At 56.1% G+C, this 16129-nt stretch carries 13 protein-coding genes; 3 read left to right on the forward strand and 10 right to left on the reverse strand.

The window, feature by feature from the left end:
* Nucleotides 1-3 precede the first annotated feature (3 nt).
* The 7 genes from WS66_RS33805 to WS66_RS26000 form a co-directional block, all read right to left on the reverse strand.
* Nucleotides 4-981 carry a hypothetical protein gene (locus WS66_RS33805; RefSeq protein WP_159086586.1) on the reverse strand — a complete coding sequence of 326 codons (978 nt, stop codon included), beginning with the start codon at nt 979-981 and terminating at the stop codon, nt 4-6.
* A gap of 45 nt (nt 982-1026) precedes the next feature.
* Nucleotides 1027-2250 carry a glycosyltransferase family 2 protein gene (locus WS66_RS25975; protein WP_082729091.1) on the reverse strand — a complete coding sequence of 408 codons (1224 nt, stop codon included), beginning with the start codon at nt 2248-2250 and terminating at the stop codon, nt 1027-1029.
* Between the two features lie 61 nt (nt 2251-2311).
* Nucleotides 2312-2968, reverse strand: coding sequence for an ABC transporter ATP-binding protein (locus WS66_RS25980; RefSeq protein WP_059608318.1), 657 nt, complete (start codon nt 2966-2968; stop codon nt 2312-2314).
* Complete coding sequence (locus tag WS66_RS25985) at nt 2965-3783, reverse strand: ABC transporter permease (RefSeq protein WP_059608351.1); 819 nt, start codon at nt 3781-3783, stop codon at nt 2965-2967. Before WS66_RS25985 ends, WS66_RS25980 begins: the two co-directional genes overlap by 4 nt.
* 11 nt (nt 3784-3794) lie before the next feature.
* A complete protein-coding gene (locus WS66_RS25990; RefSeq protein WP_059608317.1) occupies nt 3795-4925 on the reverse strand; it encodes a polysaccharide biosynthesis/export family protein in 1131 nt (376 codons plus the stop codon).
* A 19-nt stretch (nt 4926-4944) separates the two neighbouring features.
* Complete coding sequence (locus tag WS66_RS25995; protein WP_059608316.1) at nt 4945-6072, reverse strand: ABC transporter permease; 1128 nt, start codon at nt 6070-6072, stop codon at nt 4945-4947.
* A gap of 15 nt (nt 6073-6087) precedes the next feature.
* Entirely contained in the window at nt 6088-8202 is a 2115-nt protein-coding gene (locus WS66_RS26000; RefSeq protein ID WP_236872957.1) for a glycosyltransferase family 2 protein, read from the reverse strand.
* 70 nt (nt 8203-8272) lie between these two features.
* Here WS66_RS26000 and WS66_RS26005 point away from each other — a divergent pair, with 70 nt between their 5' ends.
* Nucleotides 8273-9658, forward strand: coding sequence for a capsule biosynthesis protein (locus tag WS66_RS26005; protein WP_059608315.1), 1386 nt, complete (start codon nt 8273-8275; stop codon nt 9656-9658).
* Here the strand turns inward: WS66_RS26005 and WS66_RS26010 are convergent.
* On the reverse strand, nt 9600-11654 hold the full coding sequence (locus WS66_RS26010; protein ID WP_082729089.1) for a capsular polysaccharide biosynthesis protein: 2055 nt from the start codon (nt 11652-11654) through the stop codon (nt 9600-9602). The genes WS66_RS26005 and WS66_RS26010 overlap by 59 nt on opposite strands.
* Nucleotides 11655-12328: 674 nt before the next feature.
* Here WS66_RS26010 and WS66_RS26015 point away from each other — a divergent pair.
* Nucleotides 12329-13447, forward strand: a complete 1119-nt coding sequence (locus WS66_RS26015) for a hypothetical protein (protein ID WP_236872958.1) — start codon at nt 12329-12331, stop codon at nt 13445-13447.
* On the opposite strand, the gene WS66_RS26020 is transcribed toward WS66_RS26015, so the two are convergent.
* Nucleotides 13350-14132, reverse strand: coding sequence for an SDR family NAD(P)-dependent oxidoreductase (locus WS66_RS26020; RefSeq protein ID WP_059608312.1), 783 nt, complete (start codon nt 14130-14132; stop codon nt 13350-13352). The two genes, WS66_RS26015 and WS66_RS26020, sit on opposite strands and share 98 nt — an antisense overlap.
* 239 nt (nt 14133-14371) lie before the next feature.
* Between WS66_RS26020 and WS66_RS26025 the strand changes: the two genes are divergently transcribed.
* Nucleotides 14372-15184, forward strand: a complete 813-nt coding sequence (locus WS66_RS26025) for a mechanosensitive ion channel family protein (protein ID WP_059608311.1) — start codon at nt 14372-14374, stop codon at nt 15182-15184.
* 166 nt (nt 15185-15350) lie between these two features.
* Here WS66_RS26025 and WS66_RS26030 read toward each other — a convergent pair whose 3' ends face one another.
* A complete protein-coding gene (locus tag WS66_RS26030) occupies nt 15351-16034 on the reverse strand; it encodes a DedA family protein (protein ID WP_059608350.1) in 684 nt (227 codons plus the stop codon).
* Nucleotides 16035-16129 lie beyond the last annotated feature (95 nt).

The raw sequence follows: 16129 nt of genomic DNA on the forward strand, positions 1-16129 counted from the left end.
CTTTCAATTCGCTCGCTTGAATCTAGTTATCTCCTTAGCTAGCAGACGCAAATAAAAGTCCTTGAATTCGACAGATGGCTCGATATCCTTGCTTCCCTCAGCACTCTTCTGCTCGGACAGTGCCCATTCATTCCATGAAACAACCAACGCAAGGTCGACCTTCTTGTCTATCGCGCGCTGCCACTCCTCTCTGAATGTATCGCCTCCCATGCGCGTCCGCCCAGCTATACGCGCATTTGAATCCGGACGCCAGCTCGCGGTAATCGTCATGGCCTCCGGATGGCCTCCCAGCATGGTATAAGTTTGAGGACCGCGATCCTCCCATGACAGATAGCCATATTTGCTTACTTGATTATCTAGGAGCAAATCTGGTTGCTGAGAAACAAAACCCGTTAGCCATCTAACTGTAAACCGCGGATCATTCCAGTTTGGCAGAGATCTTTTGAATGGCGAGGGCGTTCCTACATAAACAATCAGAAGGGGTTTGCCCTCATATTTTTGATATAACGCCACTCGATTGGGATTTCTTATAAAATCCCTGTATACTTGATCGGCCTTCTTCTGAAGCCTTCCATCCTCAATTGCCTCTGGAGTCCCGGGAATGCCAAGCATGATGGCTATCTTGGGATGATCGTCGAGCTTTTGATATTCATCTGCCAGCGCGTAGGTCGCCGTTTCCAGAGCTTCAATATCCTTTCGGCAACTACAGCCAGGCAGATAATCAATGTCGTTCGACCAATCAATAAAAATAAAATCGACTCCAGCGCCACTCAACCACTTTGCGTGCTCCTGAATGACATGTGGATCATCCGCCGAATAATGCCCGAGAAGCGGAGTACCCCAAGCTTTTTTCCAGTTATGGAATGTCGTGTAAGCGATGCCGACCTCTCGCGCCTCCAAGCTTCCTATAAAACCAAATACACCCGAGACGAAGGTCAAAAAAATGAGACATGTCGACAGAAAATTTCGATTTGATCGCATTAAATATCTAGTCGTCGTCAAAATACACCCCGCACATTTTCTCCATCAGATTTTCAGCCTGACAAGAACATCAACACTGCTTTCACCTCCTCCTATGCAAAGTTCAAGCTGTTCGATAGCCTCCCGCTTTTCGACTAACTTTTTCGCATCGAAGACACACTTGAATCCGTAACGCACGCCGGGATCTCCCTTCAAGTGCCTCGCAACGTCCGCACGGACCATTCTTTCGATACTAATTGCCTTCACCACACAAGCATAGTTAACAAGCATCTTGAAATCAATGCAATTATTTTTCGGTCCGTCGACCCATCCCTTGCATTCGATTCGACCATCTTCAAAAAAAACGCTATCGACTCTGAATTTCATCCCGCCGCCACCGGTGAAGTGTAAAGGATCATTCCTTTTATCTTCCACACCATACTCGACGCCGGCGATCTTCAAAGACGCAACAATTTCATCATATTCCCGCAACAACGCGCTTGCTCTGAGCTTGCCCAGCCTGTCCTCGACCTCATTGATATCGTGCTGTTCAAAAAATTCAGCGGCTCTGGTTTTCCCGCCGGGCCGCCCGCGAGGCCTCTTCTTGGTGAAAAATTCACTACGCGACTTGACCACATAGTGATTTATTCGTATCCCCGCCCAAGCGACATCTTTTGTAAGGCCGCCCCATTCACCATCTCCGAGTTTTCGCCCCGAGGAATCGACATAGATCAAGTCTTTTTTTAGTTTGAAAGCATGTGGATTGGTTCCCACACCTCTACACGCAGACGTTCTGATGAATGTTTTATAATGTCGATTAATAGATCTGTTCTGCTCAGCTCGCATCGTAAATCTATCGGTAACGAATTCGCGACCTGCCGTCATCCAGTGTGAGGACCCATAGACTGCCCAATTTATAGCTATGGCACCAACGTTTCTTATTTTAGAAATTCTCCGCAAATATTCAACCAACGATAGATCATTTTTTTCAATGCCGACAAACTCGTCGGCATCAATAAATGCCAGCCATTCGATTTCTGCACCATACACCTCCAGAATCCTTTGATAGGCCGCGAGTTGTGAGTTCTCACCGTCGATGATCGGCTGGAGCACAAGATTTATGTAACCCAGGTCATGTAGAATCTGCAACAATTCACGAGTACCATCATCGCTTTCATTATCCGCAATAAAAAATCGCCTAACACCGAGCGAACGATGATAGGCGAGCCATTCAACTATGAATGGATACTCATTCCTGAAAATAGAAGCAATTCCAATCTTATCAGTCATCACGAAGCATAGAGTTTTTCCGTCATTTTAAACCATCAAAACAGAATGACAGTCTCGAATCTCACAGTTTCATATATACCGCTATTCCTTGCTCAACGTCATCAAACACCGAGACCTCTCCATTGTTGAGCAACAAAACAATGTCACACATTTTTCGAACCTGGGCCATCCCATGTGTCACGAGGATCAGATTTGCTTTTCCCACGCGTCGCTTGAATTCGGCTTCCGCCTTCTCACGAAAGTGTGCATCCCCTACCGACATTGCCTCGTCAACCATGTAGTAGTCGAAGTCGAATGCCAAGCTCATTCCGAAAGCCAGTCTTGCCCGCATGCCTGACGAGTAAGTATTGACTGGCTGCTCGAAGTATTCGCCCAATTCTGCAAAATTCTCAACATAGGCCAGTACCTTATCGAGCGCCGCTCCTTCTGCTCCCAGTGTCCGACATACAAATTTTGCATTTTGACGGCCAGTCAACGATCCTTGGTATCCTCCACCTAGTCCAACTGGCCATGAAATCCGCTTGTCGGTAACGATCTTTCCGCTGTCAGGTATATCTGTTCCGCACAGCAACCTCATCAAGGTGCTCTTGCCCGCCCCGTTTCGCCCAATCAACGCGATGTTCTTGTCGGGGGGAACGCTGAACGATAAATTTCGAAAGATGTACTTTCTCCCACGGGTGGTCACATAGAATTTCGTCAGGTTTTGTAGTTCGATCATGTCTGTGTGAATTTCCGAAGATCCTCTCTACGCCAGCGATACAAAAGCATGGACAAAAACAATGCGAAGCAGGAAAAATATATCGGATAAAGAACGTCCAGTTGCTCTACCTTCGGATAACTCGCAAACATGGAAGATCTGATATTATCGATTACCTCAAGATAAGGATTCCATGCCAGCCACGACAACTTTTCGTCGGATATCCGCCATACCGGGTAAAATACCCCCGATGTCAGGTATATGGGAAGATACGACAACCGAAGGGCCAGCTTCAATCTCGGAAATGCGTGCCCAATAATAGCGAACAACACGCCGATCGAAAATGCGACCACAATCCCCATTGCGATCGACAAACACCATGCGAGCGGATCATCGATCAAAACGTCGTGATCGAACCAAAACCCAAGAAAAAAGCAAATGATTACGTAGGCACATGAGTAAACACAGATCTCGACAGTCATACGAGCGATAAAAGTATCGAACGGCAAAACCTGTCGATAAGAAAATAACCCTTGATTAGCCTGTATTGCATCGATCATTCTCCATGAGATATTTCTCATCATGTGGAACGGAACAATTCCACTAACCATATAGATGATGAAATCAAGGCCTTGTACCGGACTTACTTTAAAAAAGGCATAAAAGGTCAAGATAACCACGAGAATACTCAGCGGCTCCATGATAACCCATACGACGCCCATTCTCCGCGCCCCGAATCGCGTCTGCATTTCTCTTAAAAACAGAGCAAATAGCACCGACTGAAATATTTTCAGCGATGTCCGCTTCGCCTTAAAACCAGAATCAATTTCTGACATGGCCATCAATCTTAATAATCGGTTGCATACCTGCCCAGCAACATTACCTGGACGATAGGAGCAATAATCTTCTGCAACTCATATGTCGGCGCATTTGTCACATAAATCGTATCCTCGGGTAGCACCAGAAATTTCTTCGCAAGAAACATGGATACTGGTTCGCGCATGTCTAGATGAAAGACCTCCGCTTCTGGCTTGCCTTTTTCCACGGTATCAGCCAGGCGAAAAACAAATACGCCCTGAGGGTTTGCGCTGCGTTCGCTCAATCCTCCAACCGAACCTAGAACTTCCAGCAGCGTAGGATTCGACGACGGCAAATCGTGCAACCCCGGCTTACCGACTGCTCCCATCGCCACGAACCGCTCTCGCGCACGATTCAATATGATCTCGGATTTCGGCGGCACCGGCATATTTCCACCCGACAATAGATCCTGATAGTTGTACGCAGAGACTTTTTTTCCTGTACGGAGCACAACGTTGATCAGATAGGGTTCCAGCACCGGGCCACCCGCCTGATTGATGGCGTCCAGTATGGTCAGGGGCCCTTGGAGTGCCGAGTAGCGCCCGGGACTCTTCACCGCCCCCGCGACCAGAACCGAACTGGACAGGTCATTGACGAGTTCAACATGCACTTGAGGCTCGCTCGCACGCCCCATCACCCCCTTGCGGATAATGGCTTCGACCTGATCAAGGTTCTTTCCGCTTACCTTCTTCGTTCCCATATAGGGAAGGGAAATTTCCCCATCAGAATTCACGCGTACTTTGTCGAAGACGGTCCCCCCCTGTGCAAGCGGAGCAAATACCGTAGTACCTGCCATGTTGTCGTCCGAGATCAACACCTTGATCACATCCCCCGGCACAAGCTGCACCTCCGGCACCTCTTGAGGAGCAACCTGCTTTCGGGGTGCACTTTCAGGCGGACGAACGTACGGCGCGATATTGCCAGGGGCAAGTTCGATGAGCGTGTACGGATAGTCGCTGTTGCCCCCATTCGACGCCGATGTGATGCTGGTCATATACGGCCCAGCTCCCGACAAAATGCCGCAAGCGCTTAGGGCCGCCACGCTGGAGAGTAACGCCGCAGCCCGCAGGCAGCGCACGACGTTCTGCCGGGTGCCGAAAAAGGAATATTTTTTGTACATACCGTAGCAAATCCGATTCTTAATCTCGATGGTCCTTGATTGTAGCAATCACAAAGCGCGCGACACCATATACCAACAACAAGATCACCAGAATCGTAAACAGGTTATAAAAACGACGCGGCAAAAGTGATTCATCCGGCATATTAGGATTCACAATCACGACAAGGGCGCGCAATTTCTTTGCAGCCTGATTGTGTGCCTCATTCAATGCAATTGCCGACGCCTTATACATGTCCTCGGCAATTCGAGCATCCAATTCAAGATTACGGAATCTTGCCGCAACCACATTCATCTGGTTGTCGGAATTTTTCGCCGTCAATTTATTTTGCTCAACCGAAATTTGCTGGCGAAGGGCCTGAACGCGAATTTGCTGTTGTCGAACTTGCGGACTATTTTCGCTCAGGCTAGCCCGCATTGCGCGAAGTGCAGTATCCGCCTTGATTTCCTCTGCCTGAAGCTGCGAAATCACATCGTTGCGAGCTAAAGCCGATCTCTGTGCATCCAGGACATTGTTATTGCCTTGGAATGCCAACACTGTATCCCGTTTACGATCGTAGACATCGCGCGCGCGTTCCACTTCGCTCTCGGCAAACTCGACCTGCTCGAGCGCCAGGCGATGCGAAACGCTATTGACGAAATTGTCGCTCTCAGCAATGATCGTCTTAAGCGACTTCTCCGCAAATTCTCTATCGAACGCCTGCACGCGAATAGTCAACAAACCAGTCGGCTCATCAAAGCTGGCCGTCACCATCCGCTGATAGTACTTAAGCATTTTTTCCTTTGATGCATCCGGCGACAGGTAATACCATGGATCGCGCAGGCGTCCGGCGTAATGCTCGCTCCAATGCAACTTTTCCTGCAAGACATTTAACATGTCTTGCGAGAGAACGAATTCACGAACATAAAGCGTTTCTTCAAGAGAACTAGAAGCGCCACCGCCCAGCAGCATGGACAAACCCGAAGCCTGAGCGGCGGCCGCCCCGCCACCACTCCCCCCTTCGTTCGAACCGACCTTTTTCACCACTACTTCAGATGTACTGGTAAAGCGATCTTGCGCAAGAACGATGTAATAAGCGAGAGCGAGTATCATAGGCACGACTACTATGCCCAGGAAGAGTTTATGTTTTTTGATATTGCCGATCGTCATTTTATCGTAATTAATTTACTGGTAAACCATACAGTTCCAGATCCTCTGGATTAGATTTCTTCGAAAGGCCCACGGCCGAGGAACACTCGGCGTAGCGCTCAAAGCAAAATCAGCCTGTAGATAATTGAGGTTGGGGTTGTAAAACGGGTCGTGACGCATGACATCCGCCCAGCGCTTGCTCATATATCTCACTTCCGCTCTGGCACGACGTTGCTGTGCAGGGGTAACGTCCTTACCTCGTGAACGCGACTCAAAGTGATACAAGAGCGCGTGGGGCGTCCATACAACACGCAAGCCCTCATCACGGACGCGCAAGCAGTAATCCACGTCGTTGAAAGCGACTTTGAGATTTTTTTCGTTCAACCCTCCGAGCGCCAAATACAGCGACTTTCTGGTAAGCAAGCAAGCTGCGGTCACTGCCGATAGATCCTGCGTAACCAAAGCCCTACCTGCGTAGCCCGGCTCATCCGCACCAATGCCCGAGTGCAAATGATTGGCGCATCCCCCCGAACCCACCGTGTCGCCGGCGTGTTGTACGGTGTCGTCCTCGTAAAGCAGTTTCGCACCCACCGCACCGACAGCCGTGCTCGACAACACCCCCACCATTTCCCCCAACCAGTCCGGCGAGATCACCTCGGTATCGTTGTTGAGCAAACACACCAACTCGCCTTTCGCCTTGGCGATCGCCACATTGTTGATACGCGAGTAATTGAATGGCTCATCGAACGGCAACACCCGAACATTTTCCACCTGCTGCAAGCTCCGCAGGTAGTCCAGTGTTTCGCGTTCGACGCTCTGATTGTCCACGACGAGAATCTCGTACGGTGTGTAGCGCGTCTTTTCCAGCACACTGGCGATGCAACGACGCAGGTGTCCCAACTGATCGCGCGTCGGAATGACGATACTGACCAGAGGAGCCGGCACCGCTACCGCGTAACGTACCCGGCATCTGCCCGGCCCCGTCGCTTCAACCTTTGCCGATATCCCAACACGGTTCAAATGCGCGGCCACTACGCGAGCGGTCTCCGCGCCGTCAACCGGCTCTTCGCTGGACGTCAGATGCCAGAGAGGCGCAGGCACATGCACCATCGGCGAGCCCAGTTCGCTCAAACGCAATAGCAACGCATGCATGACATTCGCCCCATTCACTTCCGCTCCGAATTCGGGCAAACGGTGCGCATACCGGCTGTTCCAGACGAACGCCTCTCCAATGTAATTGGTGGAGCGCAGCAGTTCGGGTGACCAATCCGGCTTGAAAACAGGATCGTGCAATTCGCGGTCGGCGCGCTGAAAGTCGTGATCCGCATAAACGACCGCGGCATCCGGTACTTTGACTACGGCATCCGCGAGACAGAACAACGCCTGCTCAGATAGCGTGACTCCCGCCCGGATAACGAGGCACCACGCATTCTGCTCGAACGGCGTCGAAATCAAACGTGACCAATCTGCCGCGGGATCGTCTTCCAGCAACTTGACGTCGAATCGCTGATAGGTTTGCGCCGCCAGACTGGCCCGCGTCGCATCGATATTTGCCCGAGTAGTTTGCCGGTTTGCCGACAAAAAAATGTTAAATCTTGGTGAGAAATGCCAATTTTCGGCACGACGGGCCATCAACGCGCGGTCCGCCGGACTAATAGCATAGAACTCTTGATACCACCCTGAGTAGCCACCGCGGAACACATTTGCCCGAAAACGGCAAGCCACATCGTACGCGTAATCAATATCGGAGAAAAGCGTAGCCAGCGTGAGTCCGGCTCTGGTACATCGCTGCAAAGGCTGCTTGTACAACGTGCGAGCCACTCTCCAGAGCTGCCGCAAACGATACGCTGCGAAACTCAGGCGGCGGCAATGAAGGAATTCCACACAAACAGGCTTTTCGTCGCCGTCCACGACCAAATTGACAGCCCGCACAGTTGCGTCAGTCTTGACCAGCTCCTGTATGCGTCCCTTGCTGCTTATTAAAACTGTAAAATCTTGTGTCCGGCCGCCATCCAGCGTCAGCACTGCGGTAGCAACGCATGCCTCGCCATTGCCCGCCGCCAGCCCTTCTATCAGCCACACCATGGCCGTGCGGCTATTACTCTCACAATTGATATCAGCCGCCACTTCTTCACTACCTGTCTTGACCATGACGCAACTCGGGATCCACGATTATAATTCACGGCCTGAGGAAGACTAAAAAAACCTAAAAGTACCCGTCATGCACCGAGCAATCTTATTTCTCCAGGGGCCTCCCTCGCTTTTCTGGCGTCAGTTAAGCGACCACTTCGATGCCGCGCTCGTGCGCACGCATCGAATCAACCTTTCCCTGGGGGACTGGGCGTACTGGCGCAAACCGGGGGCGGTCAACTATCGAGGCCGTTTTAGCCGCTGGGCGGATTTCCTGCGCGACTATCTGGTACGCCACGAGATCACCGACATCATGTACTTTGCCGACCGTCTGCCCTACCACGCGGTCGCGCGCGAAGTCGCCGAGTCGCTCGGCATTCGCACGTACTCGATCGAATTCGGTTACCTGCGCCCCGACTGGCTCACCCTGGAGCGCGGCGGCATGGGCACGCTGTCGCACTTCCCCACCGACCCGAAGGCGATCCGCGCAATTGCCCGCCGTGTCGGACCGTTCAAGCCGGACGCCAAGCATTATTCGCACAGTTTCGGGCAGGAGGCGTTCAACGAGGTGCTTTATAACCTCCTGACCTCGCTCGTGCCATATTTTTTCCCGCTCTATCGTACCGACAAGTATTACCTGCCATTACTGGACTATCTGCGCTGGCTGCCGCGCATGATCGGCCAGCGCCTGAACGAGCCCGCGCGGGTCGCCACCGCCGACGTATTGCGCCACTCGGGCGCTCGTTACTGGATGCTCGCACTCCAGATGCAAGCCGATTACCAGCTGCGCGCCAATTCCGCGTACAGCGATCAGCGGCAAGTGATCGAGGAAGTCATTGCGTCGTTCGCGCAGCATGCTCCGCAGGACGGCTCACTGATCATCAAGTTGCATCCGCTCGACAATGGCATGGAGCGCTGGGAGAAATTCGTCGCACGCACGGCAAAACGCTACGACGTGGCGTCGCGCGTCATTGCCGTGACGGACTGCGACCTCAAGCGCACGATCAAGCACAGCAAGGGGGTCATTGCGGTGAATTCGACCGTGGGCCTGCATGCGTTGCGCGCCAATTGCCCCGTGAAAGTGCTCGGAATGGCGATGTACGACATTGCGGGGCTCACGCACCAGGGTTCGCTGGAAACGTTCTGGACCAGGCCCGAGCGCGTCAATAAACCGTTGCTCAACGACTTCGTGGCGGCGATTGCTGCCACCATCCAGATACATGGCTCGTTCTACAACCGTGCGGGCCGCGACGCAGCATGCGTCGAAATCGTGCACCGCGTGATGAAAGACGAGGTAAACGGCCACGGCGCCTTTGTCGATCCGCCGCCGCGGCTCGATCGCGCGCTGCGGTCGAACGTTCCGATCTTCGGTTCGTTGAAAGGCAGCGGCATCGAGCCGGCAGGTACACGCCCGGTGGCTAAGCCTCCCGAAACAGACGTGCAACCCAGTGCCGCCAGCGTGGCACCTGCGGCGTAGCACGCCATTCGACGAGTTCCTGCAGCGCACGCTCCGGCGTGGTGAAGCGCCTCGTCGTTCGACTCACGTATGTGGGATATAGAATCAGCGCCGCCGCCACGAGTTCGTCGAGCTCCAGCACACGAGCGCGCCGCTGACGCACCGCTTCCGTCAAGCCGGCATCGTGTGTGATGCCCCAACCCGCGTAGAACGGTTGCCCGTAAGTCACAACCTTTACGCCACGCATCAGCGCCTCAAACCCGGCCAGCGACGTCAGCACATGCACTTCGTCCACGCTGCCGAGCAGTTCGTGAAACGAAACTGAGCCAAGCGTCTCGTCGCACCACTGCGCCGCGTCGCCTTCGCCGCGCCCTACCTTGCGCAGGCCGGCCACGACGTCTGGGTGCGGCTTGTACAGCAGGTACGCATCGGGATTGGCGACCCGGACCGCACGCAACAGATCCATATTGCTGCGAATATCCGACGCACCGAAGCGGATCGACGCATCCGTCTCGACCTGTCCGGGCACCAGAATCACGCGCCGCCCCTGCGGACGGCTCCAGTTCGCGCGGCCCGCGAGGTTGTACTTGGTAATGCCCGCATCGCAGACGGCCCGGCGCAGACGGGCTGCACGTTCAACCAGTTCGGGGGAAAACGTCGCGTGTGCAAGCAGCATTTCCAGTCGGGAAGGCCGGGTGGCATCGTAATAGATGCCGACGTCGTCCTGCACCCAAGACAACGGGCGAGTCAGGTCGGCGCCGAGGCCGACGGAGCGCACGAAGCCGTCCTCGACGCGAATGACCGCGTGCGTCGCGGGCAATGCTGGGGCAAGCCGGTCGTCAACCTTGCGCCCCCACGTGGCAACGGCGGCATCGCTGGCTCGCGGCACCCGCCAGCGAAATCGAACGGCGCTGCCGCCGAAGAACTGACGCACATAGTCCTTCTTCCAGCCGGAAAACCCGAGCGCATCGATCTCGACGGGAAATCGTTGCCGCATCCGGCGCTGCAACGCCAGCCACGCGATCACGGCTTCAACCTCGCAGCGCTTGCCGGTTTCCGGATCGACATAGCGGCAATAATCGATCAGCGCAGCATGAACGAGTTGCTCCAACGTGGCCGTACCGCGTCGCCCGGGTGCCTGCAACTCGTCCCGAGTCAGCCCCCACCCCGCGTAGAACGGCATGCCGAATACACGTACCGGTAGCCCCCATATCAATGCCTCGAAACCGAGTTGCGAAGTCACTGTATAAACCTCGTGAACCAGCGGCAGCACACTGGCCGGATGCGCGCTGTCGGCCAGCACGCGCACGCGCGGCATCGCGCGCACCGCGTCGAGATCGAAATGGCCTTGCTTGCGGCCCGACACGACGTCGGGATGCACCTTGAGCAGAATCGTGCGATCAGGATGGTTACACAGCGCGGCTTCCAGCATGCGGTGGAAGCTGGACGCGTCGGCAAGACCACAGGAAATCGAGGCATCGCCACGCGTCTGGTCCACAACCAATATGCATCCATCGGGCAATGCCCTGTCCAGGTCGCGGCTGTGGTTGTATTTGGACACGCGGCCGTCCCGCCATGCCGCAGCCAGTGCGCGAGCCCGCGTGATCTGGTCGTCGCGCAGCGGCTGCGCAATCAGGGATTCCAGCCTCGATGGCTGGCTGCCGTCGAGATAAAGCCCGACATCGTCGAAAATGACCGAAAGCGGAGGGTCGTCCTTACCGAGTCCGACTGAACGCACGAAGCCGTCTTCGATGTGATAGACCGCGAGGCCATGTTTCTTCGCGTAGCACTCGGCGGCCATTGCGCTCGGACGGCGCCCCCATGCAAGGACACCCGCACCCGCGACCGGCTGGCCCACCGGCCGGTAGTGCAGTTGAAAATCATCCAGCAACGCGGCGAGCGTCGGGATGCGGTTCACGCCGGGCGCCATCGTATAGACGCACGGCAGCGAACCTGTCGACGCTTTGCGAAGCGGCTGCCCGGCGACTTCGCCCCGGCCAACAAAAAAATCAGTCAAAAACTTGAGCCTCGACAAATATGGCCACAAGCGCTCACGCGATCCGGCAACTGCCGAAAGCGGAGGTATATCCTGCGAAGCCGGAATAACGGAATATCGATGCGCCCACCGGGAGATTCGTGCCGAGCGGACCTTCGATTATCGATCCGCGCAACCGGACAACAACGGCAGAAATGCTGCGCGCATGATGCAATTCATGCGATCACCACCTGCCCTCATCCTCGCGCGGGAGCGATTGCATTGTACTTCTCAACCCTCCACCACTGCCGCACCCGGTCGATGTCGATATTTTAACGGGCACCCTCTTCAAAGACGCCAACAAGCCGATTTATGCACATTGGAGCGAACCGCTTCGCCCCATGGCCGGCCATCGGTTGCGGACGCAACATCAACCCGTACCGACCGCACGAATGTAAATAATTTACAATATTAAAAATTATTACAAGGGTGGACCCATATAAATTTGTCATTGCCAGTTGCGCACATACCATCAAACATCTTTAGAATCACCGCATCAACGAAAAGTCCAGAACGCCCGCTCATGTCGGGATGATTTTGCACGAGTCGCGCAGGCGCGCACCGATCAACCACACGCATTTGATGTTCAAATGTTGCGCAGGCTCCTATACCGAAAATCGGCAGACGCCCCGTTTCACCTCCGTCGCAACACGGCGGTGAAACGTTGGCTGGTTCTGCATCAAGGTGAAAATCCGTCCACGGATTATTACGTGCTGCCGCGCCTGCGGGAGTCGGGGCTGCCTGTCGTCTATAAAAACCTGGACAATGCATTGCCGGAACCGGGCGACCTGGCACCGGGGACGGCCGTCGTGATCATCCGCTACCTGAACGCGCGATGGGCGCGCGCATTGCGCATTCATCGCGCGCAATTAGCGCGAATCGTATATTTCATGGACGACGACCTGCTACAGCCACGGTCCTGGAACGGGCTGCCTCGTCTGTATGTGAAAAAACTCCGCAAATATTGCCATGCGCATACGGCGGATATCCGCGACCTTGCCACGGAATACTGGTTTTCGACGCAGGCACTACGCGATCGCTATCCGGAGCGGTCGGCTAAACTCGTGACGCCGCGCGCATTGCCAGAGGATGCCCGCACGCTGCAAGTCCGCAACGCTGTAGTTGACGCACCGGAATCGCCGGTCCTCGTGTTCTATCACGGCAGCGCCGCTCATGAAGCCGAGATCACATGGCTGCGACCGATCATCGCGCAAGTGCTCGCGCGCTGTCCCAACGTCCATTTCGAGCTGATTGGCGCGCATGCGGTGAATGTGCTCTTTCGCAGCCTGCCACGCACACGGGTCGTACATCCGATGGACTGGGCCAACTATCGCGGCCACTGCCGTCTCCTCGACGGCCATATCGGCCTCGCTCCGCTGCTTCCCTCCGCGTTCAACGCCGCGCGCGCGCACGTGAAGGCCTACGATATCGCCCGCTGCCGCGCGGTGGGGCTGTATGCCGCCGCAGGTCCGTATCACGAGGTCATCCGGCACGCCGAGAACGGCCTCTTGCTCGCCAATGATCCGCAGATCTGGATTGATGCACTATGCGCGCTGGCCGGTGACCCGGCCCGCCTCCACGCACTACGCGTGGCCGCACAGGAGCTGCTTCAGCTTCCCCCTGCCGAACAGGCAGCCCCGATCGGGATGGTTCGCACCGCGCCCGAACAAGTCGCGCTTACTCGTAACCCAGCCGACTCAGGAACCAGCCGGACACGGCCGGATGTAATCCGGCCAGCAGGAAACATCCGAGATTCAGTGGGAATGGAAAGCTGATTCGCGCGCGATTGGTGCTCAGGCCCACGCGTATCACGCGCGCCGCCTTCGGTGCTTTCCAGAGGAATGGCTTCGGGCCAGGCATATCGAAGCACATCTGCGACTCGACGTAGCCGGGCATGATCACGTTGACCTTGACGCCCTCCGCCGCCAGCCCGTCGCGCATCGCTTCTCCGTAGGCCTTCACCGCAGCCTTGCTCGCACTGTAGCTGGGCGTCTCGGGCAATCCCCGCCATGCGGCAAGAGAACTGATCAGCGCGATCTGACCTCCACGGCGCGCGCGCATCGCAGGCATCGCCGCATGAGCTGTGGCCATGCTTGCCTTCACGTTCACGTCCAGCAGACGGTGCATGTCTTCCCAGTTTTCGCCTTGATGCCCGGGACCGGTATTGATATTGACGCCAGCATTCGCGATCACGAGATCGGGCGCTTCAGCCGCGCTCATTTCGCTGACCCAGTTCCGCAACGTATCGTGATCGCGAACATCGAATGCCGCCGTGATGACACGCGCACCGAGCGAGGTACAGGCGTCACTCACTTGCTGCAGCAGCGCGGTATTGCGACCGTGCAAGATGAGTACCGCCGAGCCGGCACGCGCATATTCCTGCGCCAGCGCGGAACCGATGCCGCCCGTTGCACCCGTAATCAGCACGCAACGCGGAACCCCGTTTTTTTGTGTAGGCATGGTCGAGAGATATGGACTTGGATCGTGATATTTTCGGCAGCATTATCCGACATGCCCCATAAAAAACGCACATCATTCATAGAATATTTTCCCCAAACAGTCAGCACGACCGGGAAGACATCTCCCTTGCTACATCGCTTGGGGTTTTAACACTCTTTCATCTTCGATTGACTTCTCTTCAGTTATAACCTTCCGTCGAAAAGCCGCCTGCCGGTCCCTTTCTCATTTATGGAGCCCTGATGCTGAACTTGGAATCCGCCCAGCAATTCCTGATGACCCGCGGCCTCGACTTTGGCCTGAATCTCCTCGCCGCGATCGTGTTGTGGTTCGTCGGTCGCGTGGCGATCCGCATCGCCACGCGCCTGCTCGGCAAGGTCGTGCGCCGCAGCGGCAAGGTCGACCCGACGCTCACCGACTACCTGACCTCCGTGGTCGGCGTGCTGCTGACGATCCTGCTGATCCTCGCGATCCTGCAGATCTTCGGCGTGCAGACCACGTCGTTCGCCGCGCTGCTCGCCGGCCTCGGCCTCGCGATCGGCACCGCCTGGGGCGGCCTGCTCGCCCACTTCGCCGCCGGCGTGTTCATGCAGGTGCTGCGTCCGTTCAAGATCGGCGACGTGATCAGCGCGGGCGGCGTCACCGGCACGGTGAAGGAACTCGGTCTGTTCGGCACGACGATCATCACCGCCGACAACATCGTGACGATCGTCGGCAACAACAAGATCTTCTCGGACAACATCGCGAACTACAGCGCGACGCCGCATCGCCGCGTCGACCTGACCGCCAAGATTGCGAACAGCGTGGACGCGGTCGATGCAATCAACCGCCTGAAGTCACGGATACAGCAGATCCCGAACGTGCTGCCCGATCCTGCGCCGGACGTGGGCGTGCTGCAGTTCACGCCGGAAGGCCCGCTGCTGTTCGTGCGTCCGTCGACGCAGCCGGAGAACTACTGGCAGGTGTACTGCGATACCAATCGCGTGATCCTCGAGACGTTCCGCGACGCGCAATACCCGACGCCCGAAACGCCGATCTTGCATCGCACGACCTGACGCAACGGTGTCGCCCATCGGTCCGCGGGATTCTGACTGAAGCAGCCGGCGTCGAGCAGCCGGATCGGCCGATACCGCAAATCGGCAATCGGTCGGGCCGCACGGACGAAAAAAAAGCGTGGCAGCCGCCACGCCTTTTTATTGCGCCGAAGCGAACATGTGCGGCTCAGTGACCGCCGGTGTTCGGCGTACTGCCCGACCGCCGCCCGCGCACCAGCTTCCACAGCGCGCCCAGCGCAACCGGCACGATCGCCGCACCGATCCCCGCCAGCACGATCACGTTCAGATATTGGCGGATGAACGGAATATTGCCGAAGAAGTAGCCGAGCAGCACCAGCAGCAGCACCCAGACCAGCGCGCCGATCACGTTGAACAGCTGGAAGCGCGTGACGCTCATCGATGACGCGCCGGCGACGAACGGCGCGAACGTGCGCACGACCGGGATGAAGCGCGCGAGCACGATCGTCTTGCCGCCGTGCTTGTCGTAGAACGTGTGGGTCTTCTGCAGCGCCGCGCGATCGAGGAAGCGCTCGAGCACCGGAATATGCGTATTGAACACCTTCGGCCCGATCCAGCGGCCGATCAGGTAGTTCACGGTATTGCCGGCAATCGCCGCGACCAGCAGCAGCACGATCAGCGCACCAACGTTCATGTCGCCCGTCGCCGCGAACGCGCCGCCGATGAACAGCAGCGAATCGCCGGGCAGGAACGGCAGCACGACGAGCCCGGTCTCGCAGAACACGATCAGGAACAGCACCAGATACACCCACGCACCGTACTGCCGGATGAAGTCGCCGAGGAACGCGTCGATATGCAGGACCAGGTTGACGAAATGAAGCAGCGTATCCAAATGCGATTCCTCGAAGGCGAAAGGGCCGGAACGGCCGAAAAGGCGGAAGTGCCCGCCGGACAAGGCGGCACGCGGAACGGAGCCATCATACCGAA

The sequence above is a fragment of the Burkholderia sp. LA-2-3-30-S1-D2 genome, from assembly GCF_001523915.2.
GTDB lineage: Bacteria > Pseudomonadota > Gammaproteobacteria > Burkholderiales > Burkholderiaceae > Burkholderia > Burkholderia diffusa.

Bases quoted from the DNA above. Each gene is read 5' to 3' on its own strand.
- WS66_RS25975 (WP_082729091.1), bottom strand. From the start codon at position 2,250: ATGACTGATAAGATTGGAATTGCTTCTATTTTCAGGAATGAGTATCCA.
- WS66_RS25980 (WP_059608318.1), bottom strand. From the start codon at position 2,968: ATGATCGAACTACAAAACCTGACGAAATTCTATGTGACCACCCGTGGG.
- WS66_RS26005 (WP_059608315.1), top strand. From the start codon at position 8,273: ATGCACCGAGCAATCTTATTTCTCCAGGGGCCTCCCTCGCTTTTCTGG.
- WS66_RS25990 (WP_059608317.1), bottom strand. From the start codon at position 4,925: ATGTACAAAAAATATTCCTTTTTCGGCACCCGGCAGAACGTCGTGCGC.
- WS66_RS26000 (WP_236872957.1), bottom strand. From the start codon at position 8,202: ATGGTCAAGACAGGTAGTGAAGAAGTGGCGGCTGATATCAATTGTGAG.
- WS66_RS33805 (WP_159086586.1), bottom strand. From the start codon at position 981: ATGCGATCAAATCGAAATTTTCTGTCGACATGTCTCATTTTTTTGACC.
- WS66_RS25985 (WP_059608351.1), bottom strand. From the start codon at position 3,783: ATGTCAGAAATTGATTCTGGTTTTAAGGCGAAGCGGACATCGCTGAAA.
- WS66_RS26020 (WP_059608312.1), bottom strand. From the start codon at position 14,132: ATGCCTACACAAAAAAACGGGGTTCCGCGTTGCGTGCTGATTACGGGT.
- WS66_RS25995 (WP_059608316.1), bottom strand. From the start codon at position 6,072: ATGACGATCGGCAATATCAAAAAACATAAACTCTTCCTGGGCATAGTA.
- WS66_RS26025 (WP_059608311.1), top strand. From the start codon at position 14,372: ATGCTGAACTTGGAATCCGCCCAGCAATTCCTGATGACCCGCGGCCTC.